At 70.8% G+C, this 12,024-nt stretch carries 12 protein-coding genes; 11 read left to right on the forward strand and 1 reads right to left on the reverse strand.

From position 1 onward, the window contains the following. Window positions 1-68: 68 nt before the first annotated feature. Entirely contained in the window at window positions 69-560 is a 492-nt protein-coding gene (locus ACZ49J_RS38925) for an inorganic diphosphatase (protein WP_217207198.1), read from the reverse strand. A 79-nt stretch (window positions 561-639) separates the two neighbouring features. Here ACZ49J_RS38925 and dacB point away from each other — a divergent pair, with 79 nt between their 5' ends. The 11 genes from dacB to ACZ49J_RS38980 all read left to right on the forward strand — a co-directional run bounded on the left by dacB (window position 640) and on the right by ACZ49J_RS38980 (window position 11,803). After that, window positions 640-2,199 (forward strand): D-alanyl-D-alanine carboxypeptidase/D-alanyl-D-alanine endopeptidase, encoded by a 1,560-nt coding sequence (gene dacB / locus ACZ49J_RS38930; RefSeq protein WP_467455593.1) that lies wholly within the window; start codon window positions 640-642, stop codon window positions 2,197-2,199. Between the two features lie 246 nt (window positions 2,200-2,445). Continuing rightward, window positions 2,446-3,570 (forward strand): zinc-dependent metalloprotease, encoded by a 1,125-nt coding sequence (locus ACZ49J_RS38935; RefSeq protein WP_467455591.1) that lies wholly within the window; start codon window positions 2,446-2,448, stop codon window positions 3,568-3,570. 192 nt (window positions 3,571-3,762) lie between these two features. Continuing rightward, window positions 3,763-4,974 (forward strand): tRNA lysidine(34) synthetase TilS, encoded by a 1,212-nt coding sequence (gene tilS / locus ACZ49J_RS38940; protein ID WP_467455590.1) that lies wholly within the window; start codon window positions 3,763-3,765, stop codon window positions 4,972-4,974. Window positions 4,975-5,052: 78 nt separating this feature from the next. Beyond that, window positions 5,053-5,613 carry a hypoxanthine phosphoribosyltransferase gene (gene hpt / locus ACZ49J_RS38945; RefSeq protein ID WP_467455722.1) on the forward strand — a complete coding sequence of 187 codons (561 nt, stop codon included), beginning with the start codon at window positions 5,053-5,055 and terminating at the stop codon, window positions 5,611-5,613. Between the two features lie 198 nt (window positions 5,614-5,811). Next, window positions 5,812-7,839, forward strand: coding sequence for an ATP-dependent zinc metalloprotease FtsH (gene ftsH, locus ACZ49J_RS38950; protein ID WP_467455721.1), 2,028 nt, complete (start codon window positions 5,812-5,814; stop codon window positions 7,837-7,839). Window positions 7,840-7,981: 142 nt separating this feature from the next. Next, window positions 7,982-8,587 carry a GTP cyclohydrolase I FolE gene (gene folE / locus ACZ49J_RS38955; RefSeq protein WP_467455589.1) on the forward strand — a complete coding sequence of 202 codons (606 nt, stop codon included), beginning with the start codon at window positions 7,982-7,984 and terminating at the stop codon, window positions 8,585-8,587. 73 nt (window positions 8,588-8,660) lie between these two features. After that, window positions 8,661-9,527: a dihydropteroate synthase gene (folP, locus tag ACZ49J_RS38960; RefSeq protein ID WP_467455588.1), complete on the forward strand. Its 867-nt coding sequence runs from the start codon at window positions 8,661-8,663 to the stop codon at window positions 9,525-9,527. Next, a complete protein-coding gene (locus ACZ49J_RS38965) occupies window positions 9,524-10,027 on the forward strand; it encodes a nuclear transport factor 2 family protein (protein WP_467455587.1) in 504 nt (167 codons plus the stop codon). Before folP ends, ACZ49J_RS38965 begins: the two co-directional genes overlap by 4 nt. Window positions 10,028-10,275: 248 nt before the next feature. Next, window positions 10,276-10,635 (forward strand): dihydroneopterin aldolase, encoded by a 360-nt coding sequence (gene folB, locus ACZ49J_RS38970; protein WP_467455585.1) that lies wholly within the window; start codon window positions 10,276-10,278, stop codon window positions 10,633-10,635. Continuing rightward, window positions 10,632-11,243, forward strand: coding sequence for a 2-amino-4-hydroxy-6-hydroxymethyldihydropteridine diphosphokinase (gene folK, locus ACZ49J_RS38975; RefSeq protein WP_467455584.1), 612 nt, complete (start codon window positions 10,632-10,634; stop codon window positions 11,241-11,243). The genes folB and folK overlap by 4 nt, the downstream gene beginning before the upstream one ends. 68 nt (window positions 11,244-11,311) lie before the next feature. Next, a complete protein-coding gene (locus ACZ49J_RS38980) occupies window positions 11,312-11,803 on the forward strand; it encodes a DUF3180 domain-containing protein (RefSeq protein WP_467455583.1) in 492 nt (163 codons plus the stop codon). The last annotated feature ends 221 nt before the right edge of the window (window positions 11,804-12,024 follow it).

Consider the following 12,024-nt stretch of genomic DNA (forward strand, 5'->3'; position numbering starts at 1 on the left):
GGCACACGAACGGGCCGCCCGCTCCCCGACAGGGGGTCGGCCGGCCCGTTCGGAAAACTCCCGGGGCGTCAGTGCCCGCCCTGCTCCTTGAAGCGCTTGTACGACCGCTCGATCTCGATCTCGGCGTCCTGGCGGCCCACCCAGTTGGCGCCCTCGACGGACTTGCCGGGCTCCAGGTCCTTGTAGACCTCGAAGAAGTGCTGGATCTCCAGGCGGTCGAACTCCGACACGTGGTGGATGTCACGGAGGTGCTCCACACGCGGGTCGGTCGCCGGCACGCACAGCAGCTTGTCGTCGCCGCCGGCCTCGTCCGTCATCCGGAACATGCCGATCGCACGGCACTTGATGAGGCAGCCCGGGAAGGTCGGCTCGTCCAGGATGACCAGCGCGTCCAGCGGGTCGCCGTCCTCGCCGAGGGTGTTCTCGACGAAGCCGTAGTCGGTCGGGTAGGCGGTCGAGGTGAAGAGACGACGGTCCAGGCGGATCCGACCGGTCTCGTGGTCCACCTCGTACTTGTTGCGCGAACCCTTCGGGATCTCGATCGTGACGTCGAACTCCACCGGTGGCTCCTCCATGATCAACACATAGTTCTGGTGGTTAAGTGTCCCTCACGCAGCTACGTGATCGCGAAAGGGGCTGGTGGTAGTGCCGGAGCCGAAGGGCTGGCGGACCGCGAGGCCGCATGCGGTGCGGCTCGCGCGCGCCGCGAAACCGCACGTCGTACGCGGCACGCGAGCGGTCGTGCACGCCACCCGAGCCGTCGCGACGCGCTCCATGAAGCTCACGACCCTCCAGCTCACCGCCGGTGCGGCCGCGTTCGGCCTGGCCCTGTCGGCCGGAGCGGTGGCCGCGGCCGGTCCCTGGGACTCCTCGGGTCAGCGTACGGCCGAGCGGGACTGGGCGGCATCGCGTGATCGGGAGGGTGGCGCAGATCACGGACCCGGTTCCGGTACGGCACCGGGGGCGCCCAAGCCGGCGCCGAGCGCGGCCTCGGTACTGACGGGCCTCGGCGGCTCGGTGCCCGCGCCCACGGAGCAGGCGCTCGCCGACGTCCTCAACCCCCTCCTGCGCGCCCCCGCGCTGGGTTCAGGCCGTACGGCCGCCGTCGTCGACGTCACGACAGGGAAGACGCTCTACGGCCTCGGCGCGGACGAGGCCCTCACCCCCGCCTCCACCACGAAGATCGCCACCGCGGCCGCGGCGCTCTCCGCGGCCGGCCCCGACCACCGAATCCAGACGCGGACCGTCCTCCAGCCCGACGCCAAGGAGGTCGTCCTGGTCGGCGGCGGTGACCCGACCCTGACCGCCCACAAGGACGCGGGCGGCTACGCGTCCCTGCGCACCCTCGCCGCCGAGACGGCGACCGCCCTCAAGAAGCGCCAGGTGAACGAGGTGGCGGTCGCGTACGACACCTCGCTCTACAGCGGACCCGCCCTGCACCCCATCGGGGTGAACTCCAACCTCGCGCCCGTCAGCGCCCTGATGGTCGACGAGGCCCGCCTCGACGACTCCTCCAGCGGCCCCGCGGACCGCGGGGCGGACCCGGCGGCGGACGCGGCGAAGGCGTTCGCGGAACTGCTGGCGGACGAGGGCATCAGCACGACGCTCGCCGCCCCCGTGAAGGCCGCCGACAACGCCGGCTCCCTCGCCACCGTCGAGTCCCCGCCCCTGTCCACCCTGGTCGAACGCATGCTGACCAACAGCGACAACGACATCGCCGAGGCCCTCGCCCGCCAGACGGCACTCGCTGTGGGCGAGCCGGCGAGCTTCGAGGGCGCCGAAGCGGCGATCCACGCGGCCCTGGACGAACTCGGCCTCCCCCTGGACGGCGCCCGCTTCGCCGACGGCAGCGGCCTGAACCGCGACGACCGCCTGACCGCCCACCTCCTCACCGCCCTCCTCGCCAAGGCGGCCTCCCCGTCCCACCCCGAGCTCCGCTCGATCGTCACCGGCCTCCCCGTGGCCGGCTTCACGGGCACCCTCCGCACCCGCTACGCCGGCGACGTACCCGGCACAGGCGTCGTACGAGCCAAGACGGGCACCCTGACCGGCGTGAACACCCTCGCGGGCACGGTCGTGGACACCGACGGCCGCCTCCTGGCCTTCGCCTTCCTGGCCACGGACACGGTGGACCCCACGGGCGCCCAGAAGGCCCTGGACACCGCAGCCTCGGCCCTGGCGACGTGCGGCTGCCGGTAGGGGGCCGGACGCCCCAAGGGGCGCGGGGCCGTGACATCGCGCGGCTCCCGCGCGGCTCTCAGGGGCGCGGGGAACTGCGCGACCAGCCACGAACGACCCGCGGTTTCAAACCGGCGGCCCCACCCACATAGGGGCGCGGGGAACTGCGCGACAAGCCACCGACAACCCGCACTAGAGAACCGCAGCACCCCTCACCCACCTCTCCACGGCCTGCCCCCAGCGGCAGCGCTCCCGTACGGTTGATTCATGACGCGCATCGGTGGTGCCGAGATGGTCGACTGGAATCTCGCGGTGGCGACCGCGACCCGGCTCGTACGGCCGGGCCCCGAGGTGAGCCGCGACGAGGCCAGGGCCGTCGTCGCGGAGCTGCGCCGACACGCCAGGTCCTCGGAGGAACACGTCCGGGGCTTCACCCGTATGGGCACCGAGGGGGCCCACGACACCCCTGTCCTCGTCGTCGACCGCCCGGGCTGGGTCCGGGCGAACGTCGCCGGGTTCCGGGAACTCCTCAAACCGCTGCTGGACAAGATGCAGGAACGTCGCAGCGGCAGCCCCGGCGGCGCGGTGCTGGGCGCCGTCGGCGGCAAGGTCACCGGCGTGGAGCTCGGCATGCTGCTGTCGTTCCTCGCCTCCCGCGTCCTCGGCCAGTACGAGACCTTCGCCCCCGCGACCCGGGAGCTCCCGGCGAACGAGAACGGCGGCGGCCGGCTGCTCCTCGTCGCCCCGAACATCGTCCACGTGGAGCGGGAACTCGACGTCGAGCCCCACGACTTCCGTCTCTGGGTGTGCCTGCACGAGGAGACGCACCGCACGCAGTTCACCGCGGTGCCCTGGCTGCGTGACCACCTGGAGGGTGAGATCCAGTCCTTCCTGGGGGAGACCGAGGTCGACCCCATGACCGTCCTGGAGCGCATCCGGGAGGCCGCCCAGTCGCTCGCCGGCGGACGCCCCGAGGGCGAGGAGGGCGACGAGTCGCGGTCCCTCGTGGAACTCGTCCAGACGCCCGCGCAGCGCGAGATCCTCGGCCGCCTCACCGCGGTGATGTCCCTCCTTGAGGGCCACGCCGACTTCGTGATGGACGGCGTGGGCCCCGACGTCGTGCCGTCCGTGGGCGAGATCCGCGAGAAGTTCCAGCAGCGCCGCGCCCGCGGGGCCTCGCGCCTGGACCTCGCCCTGCGCAAGCTGCTGGGTCTGGACGCCAAACTCAGGCAGTACAAGGACGGCGAACGGTTCGTACGGTCCGTCGTCGAACAGGTCGGCATGGAGGGCTTCAACCGCGTGTGGACCTCGCCGAACACCCTGCCGACCAAGGCGGAGATCGCCAAACCGGCGGACTGGGTCGCGCGGGTGCACCGGAAGTCGGAAGCGTGAGGCCAGTGGGGACGGCGTGACACGAATCCGGCCGACGGCAGGCAAACGCCCCCGCAATCACCCGTCCGAGGGAGCGTGAGCGCTGCGCAGGCGTGCAATGCTCGGGGCACGGCCCGTTTCTGTCACCATCTACACACTCTGAGTGACCGGCTTCGGGCTCACCCCCCGACAACTTCATGAAGGGAACCGGACATGGGTCCCCATCCTGCGGTCGCGGCGATACGCCTGGCGGTCCGCCGCGTACTCCACGACCTCCTCACCGAACTCCACACCGACACCGCCCGCGCCGTACCCGCCCTCCGCCCCGGCGGGCCCCCCGCAGGGACCGGCGCACCGGCACACCCCCACACCGCGCGTCCCGACGCCATGCCTGCCGACGTCGTGCCTGCCGACGTCCCGGCCGGCGACGTCCTGCCTGTCACCGCCGGCGACGTCCTGCCTGTCACCGCCGGCGACGCACAGCCGCCTTCGGACCGTGACGTCCCCGCACCACCGCCGCTCGTGCTCGTGGCCTGCTCCGGCGGCGCCGACTCCATGGCGCTCGCGTCCGCCCTCGCCTTCGAAGCCCCCAGACTCGGCATCCGCGCCGGCGGCATCACCATCGACCACGCCCTGCAGTCCGGCTCCGACCTGCGTGCCGCCGAGGTCGTCCTGCGCCTGCGGGAGCTCGGCCTGGACCCGGTCGAGTCCGTCGCCGTGACGGTCGGGCGCGACGGCGGCCCCGAAGCCGCCGCCCGTGACGCCCGCTACGCCGCCCTGGACGCCGCCGCCGAACGCCACGGCGCCACCGCCGTCCTGCTCGGCCACACCCGCGACGACCAGGCCGAGACGGTTCTGCTCGGCCTCGCCCGCGGCTCCGGTATCCGCTCCCTGTCCGGTATGGCCGCGGTCTCGGGGGCCGGCGGCCGTTACCGCCGCCCCTTCCTCCTGATCGACCGGCAGACCGCCCGCAAGGCCTGCATGGTCCAGTCCCTGCCCGTCTGGGACGACCCGCACAACACCGACCCCGCCTACACCCGCTCCCGCCTGCGTCACGAGGGCCTGCCCGCCCTGGAGAAGGCGCTCGGCAAGGGCGTCGTGGAAGCGCTCGCCCGCACCGCCCGGCTGGCGCGTGACGACGCCGACGCCCTCGACGCCTGGGCCCGCGAGGCGGAGGCGTCCGTACGCGACGCGGCGGGCCTCCTGGAGTGCGCCAGGCTGTACGCGCTGCCCGTCGCCGTCCGCCGTCGCGTCCTGCGCCGTGCCGCCATCGAGGCCGGGGCTCCGGCCGGGTCGCTGTTCGCCCGTCACATCGAGGAGGTCGACCGGCTGATCACCGGCTGGCGCGGCCAGGGAGCCATCAATCTCCCGGGCAAAGTCGTCGTCCGCCGGCAGGGTGGCAGACTGGTGATTCGGCAAGGCTGACAAACACACTTCCTTCAGGAGGTGCAGGGGTTCCCCCTCCGGGGAGGGGCCGTTCAGCCGGTGGGACGACCGAAAGTGATGCGGGTGGACGCGAAAGACATGGGTGCCGACCTCAAGCAGGTACTCATCACCAAGGAAGAGATCGACGCCAAGCTGGCCGAGCTGGCCGCGAAGATCGACGCGGAGTACGCGGGCAAGGACCTGCTGATCGTGGGCGTCCTCAAGGGCGCGGTGATGGTCATGGCGGACCTCGCCCGGGCGCTGTCCACCCCCCTCACCATGGACTGGATGGCCGTCTCCTCGTACGGCGCGGGCACCCAGTCCTCCGGTGTGGTGCGGATCCTCAAGGACCTCGACACCGACATCAAGGGCAGGCACGTCCTGATCGTCGAGGACATCATCGACTCGGGGCTGACCCTCTCCTGGCTGATCTCCAACCTCGGATCCCGGGAGCCGGCCTCGCTGAAGGTGTGCACCCTGCTGCGCAAGCCGGAGGCGGCCAAGGTCGCGATCGACGTGGAGTGGGTCGGATTCGACATTCCCAACGAGTTTGTCGTGGGATACGGCCTCGACTACGCCGAGAAGTACCGCAATCTCCCGTTCGTCGGTACGCTCGCGCCTCACGTTTACGGCGGCTGAAACGCCCTTGTCACGAGGGCGGCAAGCCTCCGTGGAACGCTCGGGAACCCCAGCGGCTCTCGCGCCGTTGGAGCATGCAGAGACGGGATTGTCAGCCGCCCACGCGGCGTTGGGTGACAATGCTGGGGTACCGTCCGAAGAACAGCCTTTATCAAACTCACTATGGCAGGAGGGACGGGGCGCCACCGCTCCGTATGGATGGACGTGAAGCGATACTTCCGTGGGCCGGTCATGTGGATCGTGCTGGCCGTCCTTGCCGTGGTCGTGTTGATGCAGGTCGTCGGCTCGTCCGGCGGCTACAAGACGGTGGACACCGGCCAGGTCGTCCAGGCGATCAACCAGGACAAGGTCAAGTCGGCCAAGCTGACCACCGGCGACGAGCAGATCATCAAGGTCGAGCTCAAGAGCGGTGAAAAGGTCGAGGGCAGCTCGAAGATCCAGGCGAGCTACATCGGTGACCAGGGCGTGAGCCTCGCCACCACGCTGCAGGAGAAGTACCAGACCAAGCAGATCGAGGACGGCTACACGGTCTCGCCCTCGAAGCAGAACCCGTTCGTCGGCATCCTGCTCTCGCTGCTCCCCTTCGTCCTCATCGTGGTCGTTTTCCTGTTCCTGATGAACCAGATGCAGGGCGGCGGCTCCCGGGTGATGAACTTCGGGAAGTCCAAGGCGAAGCTCATCACCAAGGACACCCCCAAGACGACGTTCTCGGACGTCGCGGGCTCGGACGAGGCGGTCGAGGAACTCCAGGAGATCAAGGAGTTCCTCCAGGAGCCCGCCAAGTTCCAGGCGGTCGGGGCGAAGATCCCCAAGGGCGTGCTGCTCTACGGCCCGCCCGGTACGGGCAAGACGCTGCTCGCGCGCGCCGTCGCGGGTGAGGCGGGCGTCCCCTTCTACTCGATCTCCGGTTCCGACTTCGTCGAGATGTTCGTCGGTGTCGGTGCCTCCCGTGTCCGCGACCTCTTCGAGCAGGCCAAGGCGAACGCCCCGGCGATCGTCTTCGTCGACGAGATCGACGCGGTCGGCCGCCACCGCGGCGCCGGCCTCGGCGGCGGTCACGACGAGCGCGAGCAGACCCTGAACCAGCTGCTCGTCGAGATGGACGGCTTCGACGTGAAGGGCGGCGTCATCCTGATCGCCGCCACCAACCGGCCCGACATCCTCGACCCGGCCCTCCTGCGCCCCGGCCGCTTCGACCGCCAGATCGCGGTCGACCGCCCGGACATGCAGGGCCGTCTGGAGATCCTCAAGGTCCACCAGAAGGGCAAGCCGGTCGCCCCGGACGTCGACCTGTCGGCGGTCGCCCGCCGCACGCCCGGCTTCACGGGTGCCGATCTGTCCAACGTCCTGAACGAGGCCGCGCTCCTCACGGCCCGCAGCGACAAGAAGCTGATCGACAACCAGATGCTGGACGAGGCCATCGACCGCGTCGTGGCGGGCCCGCAGAAGCGGACCCGGATCATGTCGGACAAGGAGAAGAAGATCACCGCGTACCACGAGGGCGGACACGCCCTGGTCGCGGCGGCCTCACCGAACTCCGATCCGGTCCACAAGATCACGATCCTGTCGAGAGGCCGCGCCCTCGGCTACACGATGGTGCTCCCGGACGAGGACAAGTACTCGACCACGCGCAACGAGATGCTCGACCAGCTGGCCTACATGCTGGGCGGCCGCGCGGCCGAGGAGCTGGTCTTCCACGACCCGACGACGGGTGCCGCGAACGACATCGAGAAGGCCACGGCCACGGCCCGCGCGATGGTCACGCAGTACGGCATGACCGAGCGTCTCGGCGCGATCAAGTTCGGCGGCGACAACACCGAGCCGTTCCTCGGCCGTGAGATGGCTCACCAGCGCGACTACTCGGAAGAGGTCGCCGCGCTCGTCGACGAAGAGGTCAAGAAGCTCATCGAGACCGCGCACAACGAGGCCTGGGAGATCCTCGTCGAGAACCGTGACGTCCTCGACAACCTGGTCCTCGCGCTGCTGGAGAGGGAGACGCTGGGCAAGGAGGAGATCGCCGAGATCTTCGCCCCCATCGTCAAGCGCCCGCCGCGGCCCGCGTGGACCGGCTCCTCCCGCCGTACGCCCTCCACCCGCCCGCCGGTGCTCTCCCCGAAGGAGCTCGCGCTGACGAACGGGGTGAACGGCGCGACGCCGGCGATCACCGGCACCGCGGAGTCCGTCCCCGCCAAGGAGGCCGCACCGGAGGACCGCCCGGAGAGCTGAGACTCCGACGGTTTTCGGCCGACGGGCCCGGAATGAATGGCCGCGCCCCCCAGGTTCTAGCCTGGGGGGCGCGGCATTTTCGTATGCCCGCACATGTGACGTGATCAGTACACGTCGAAGCCAGAGGAAAACGAGGCACCAGATGACCGACCCCGTGACGCTGGACGGTGAAGGCGCGATCGGCGAGTTCGACGAGAAGCGCGCCGAGAACGCCGTACGCGAGCTGCTGATCGCGGTCGGGGAGGACCCGGACCGGGAGGGGTTGCGGGAGACGCCCGCGCGGGTGGCGCGGGCTTACCGGGAACTCCTGGCGGGACATACGCAGGAACCCGAGCACGTCCTGACGACCACGTTCGACATCGGTCACGACGAGATGGTCCTGGTCAAGGACATCGAAATCGTATCTTTGTGTGAACATCACATGCTGCCCTTCCACGGCGTAGCTCACATCGGGTACATCCCGTCCGAAAACGGCAAGATCACGGGTCTCTCCAAGCTGGCGCGGCTGGTCGAGGTGTTCGCCCGTCGCCTGCAGGTGCAGGAACGGCTCACGACCCAGATCGCCGACTCCCTCATGAAGATCCTCGAGGCCCGTGGCGCGATCGTCGTGATCGAGGCCGAGCACATGTGCATGTCGGTGCGCGGCATCCGCAAGCCGGGTGCGAAGACCACGACGTCGGCCGTGCGCGGACAGCTCCGTGACGCTACGACCCGTGCCGAGGCGATGAGCCTGATACTGGCGCGCTGACCCGATGGGCCAGAGGTGCCCGGGCACTCCGCGCGAAGAACCCGGCACCGCGCCGGAGGCCTAGGCTGGACGCATGAACATGAAGAGCGGCCGCGACCACGTGGCAGGACTGCCCGCATGGGACCGCTGCGCGGTCATGGGCGTCGTCAACGTCACTCCGGACTCGTTCTCCGACGGCGGCCGCTGGTTCGACACCACCGCCGCGGTCAAGCACGGCCTCCACCTCGTCGACGAGGGTGCCGACCTCGTCGATGTCGGCGGCGAGTCGACCCGCCCGGGCGCCACGCGCGTGGACGAGGCGGAGGAGCTCCGGCGCGTCATCCCCGTCGTCCGAGGACTGGCCTCCGAGGGCGTCGTCGTCTCCGTCGACACCATGCGCGCCACCGTCGCCGAGCAGGCCCTCGCGGCGGGCGCCGCACTGGTCAACGACGTCAGCGGCGGCCTCGCCGACCCCGCGATGATCCCGGTCGTCGCCGCCGCGGGCGCCCCCTTCGTGGTCATGCACTGGCGCGGCTTCCTGGAGGGCGGCAACGTCAAGGGCGTGTACGCGGACGTGGTCCGTGAAGTGCGCGACGAGCTGCACGCGCGCGTGGAGGCCGTTCTGGACGGTGGTATCGCCCCCGACAGGATCGTCGTCGACCCGGGTCTCGGATTCTCCAAGGACGCCGAACACGACCTCGCCCTCCTCGCCGCCCTCGACCGCCTGCTCGGCCTCGGCCACCCCCTGCTCGTCGCCGCCTCACGCAAGAGGTTTCTCGGCCGTGTCCTCGCCGGCCCCGAGGGCGCCCCGCCGCCGGCCCGGGAACGCGACGCCGCCACCGCCGCCGTCTCCGCCCTGGCGGCCCACCAGGGCGCCTGGGCGGTCCGCGTCCACGAGGTGCGGGCCACCGCCGACGCCGTCCGCGTGGCCAGGGCCGTAGAAGGGGCCCGGGAGCTGTGAGCGCGCCCCACACCGACGTCGAACAGGTCGAACTCGCCAACACGGCCTTCTACGAGGCCCTGGAGCGCGGCGACTTCGAGGAGGTCTCCTCCCTCTGGCTGACCCCCGCGGACCTGGGCGTCGACGAGACGTACCACGACCCGGCGGACACCGGTGTGATCTCCTGCGTCCACCCCGGCTGGCCGGTCCTCACCGGTCGCGGCGAGGTGCTGAGGTCCTACGCGCTCATCATGGCGAACACCGAGTACATCCAGTTCTTCCTCACCGACGTCCATGTGTCCGTCACCGGCGACACGGCCCTGGTGACCTGCACGGAGAACATCCTCAGCGGCGGTCCGGCTCCCGAGGGCGGCGGCGAGCTGGGCCCGCTCGTGGGCCAGCTGGTCGTCGCCACGAACGTGTTCCGGCGCACCGCGGACGGCTGGAAGCTGTGGTCGCACCACGCCTCCCCCGTCCTGACCGAATCCGGCGGTGAGGACGACGAGGACACAACCCCCTGAGTGGGTAGGCGCCTGGTGAGGGCCGTGGAGTGATTCGAGTGGCGGGACCCTGGGTAGGCGCGGTGTTCGGCCTGTGAGCCGCCGTGCCGCGTCGGGGAAACGCCCGGTGAACTGTGCCCGTCGGGTGCGGATCCCGGCTCCCCGTGGCCGAAGGCTGTCAGTGCCCGCAGGTAGATTCGAAGGTGGCCGGCGCACCGTCCGCAAGCGGTACGCACCGGCCGGGACCGACGACTGCAGGAGTGATTCGCGTGGATCGTGTCGCGCTGCGCGGCCTGAGGGCCCGTGGGCACCACGGTGTGTTCCAGAAGGAGCGCGAGGAGGGCCAGACCTTCGTCGTGGACCTGACGCTGGGCCTGGACACCCGACCGGCCGCGGCCGACGACGACCTGGCGAAGACCGTGCACTACGGCATCGTGGCGGAGGAGGTCGTGGCCGTCGTCGAGGGCGAGCCCGTCGACCTCATAGAGACGCTGGCCGAGCGCATCGCCCAGGTGTGTCTGAAGCACGAGGGGGTCCAGGAGGTCGAGGTCTGCGTCCACAAGCCGCAGGCGCCGATCACGGTCCCCTTCGACGACGTGACCGTCACCATCACCCGGAGCCGAGCATGACCGCCTTCTTCACCGAGAGTCAGAGCGACCCGACCGTGCAGCCGGTGCCCACCTCGGTCGTCGAGAAGGTGGACGCCGCCGACACGACCCTGCACAACCCCCAGCGGGCCGTGCTCTCCCTCGGCTCCAACCTGGGCAACCGCCTCGAGACCCTCCAGGGCGCCATCGACGCCCTGGAGGACACCCCGGGCGTACGGGTCAAGGCGGTCTCCCCGGTCTACGAGACGGAGCCGTGGGGCGTCGCGCCCGGCAGCCAGCCCACGTACTTCAACGCGGTCGTGGTCCTGAAGACGACGCTGCCCCCGTCCTCGCTCCTGGAGCGGGCGCACGCGGTCGAGGAGGCCTTCCACCGTGTCCGCAGCGAGCGGTGGGGACCGCGCACCATTGACGTGGACATCGTGTCCTACGCCGACGAGGTCTCCGACGATCCCGTACTGACCCTTCCGCACCCCCGCGCGCACGAGCGGGCCTTCGTCCTCGCGCCCTGGCACGACGTGGAGCCCGAGGCCCAGCTGCCGGGCCGCGGTTCGGTCGCCCAGCTCCTCGCGGACGTCGCCCAGGAGGGCGTCGCCCCCCGCGCGGACCTGGAACTCCAGCTGCCCGAGTAGTCGTTAAGGTCTACCGGGCCGGGATCGTCCCCGGCCCGCAAGGACCACTGGCTCGTCGAAGGGGCATTGTGAGAGAGCTGCGCATCAGGACGCTGGCCGCGGTGTTCGTGGTGGCAGGAGTGCTGTCCTGGGCCGGAGCCCGGCTGTGGAACGCGGTGGGCACACTGCCCCGCGTCCCGCTGGCCGCGCCCATCGTGCTCGCCCTGATCGCCGTCGTCCTCCTCGCCACGGCGCTGTCCCTGCGCTCCCGTCTGAAGGCCCAGCGCGAGCGGCGTCCCGGCGCGCGGGGCGTGGACCCGCTGGTCGCGGCCCGAGCGGTCGTCTTCGGGCACGCGAGCGCCCTGGTCGCGGCCCTGGTCGCCGGCATGTACGGCGGCACGGGCGTGTTCCTCCTGGAGTCCCTGGAGATCCCGGCCCGCCGCGACCAGGCCATCTACGCCGGGTTCTCCGTCGTGGCGGGCATCGGAGTGATAGCGGCCGCCTTCTTCCTGGAGCGCGTGTGCAAGCTCCCGGAGGACGACGACACCAGCGGGGGCGGGGGCGCGGCCCGGGCGGTCTGAGACGCGGCGCCAGCATTGCTTCAGCCCCTCCGGCGTGTGAGGAGCGGGGGTCCGGGGGCCGCGGTCCCCGAACGGGGCCCGGGCAGAGCCCCGAAGGGGCCGAAGGGGCGGAGCCCCTGGGGATGGGGGCGGATTCCAGGGGTCGTTGCAACACGTGGTTGGTTGATCAGGCCGCGAGCAGTTTATGCAGGCGCTCGGCTGGGGTTTCCCAGTCGAGTGTT

This window comes from Streptomyces sp. NPDC030840 (genome assembly GCF_055572015.1).

Excerpts from the sequence above, each read along its gene's own strand:
- ACZ49J_RS38935 (WP_467455591.1), top strand. The coding sequence starts at position 2,446 with ATGACGCGCATCGGTGGTGCCGAGATGGTCGACTGGAATCTCGCGGTG.
- tilS (WP_467455590.1), top strand. The coding sequence starts at position 3,763 with ATGGGTCCCCATCCTGCGGTCGCGGCGATACGCCTGGCGGTCCGCCGC.
- hpt (WP_467455722.1), top strand. The coding sequence starts at position 5,053 with ATGCGGGTGGACGCGAAAGACATGGGTGCCGACCTCAAGCAGGTACTC.
- ftsH (WP_467455721.1), top strand. The coding sequence starts at position 5,812 with ATGGACGTGAAGCGATACTTCCGTGGGCCGGTCATGTGGATCGTGCTG.
- folE (WP_467455589.1), top strand. The coding sequence starts at position 7,982 with ATGACCGACCCCGTGACGCTGGACGGTGAAGGCGCGATCGGCGAGTTC.
- folP (WP_467455588.1), top strand. The coding sequence starts at position 8,661 with ATGAACATGAAGAGCGGCCGCGACCACGTGGCAGGACTGCCCGCATGG.
- folK (WP_467455584.1), top strand. The coding sequence starts at position 10,632 with ATGACCGCCTTCTTCACCGAGAGTCAGAGCGACCCGACCGTGCAGCCG.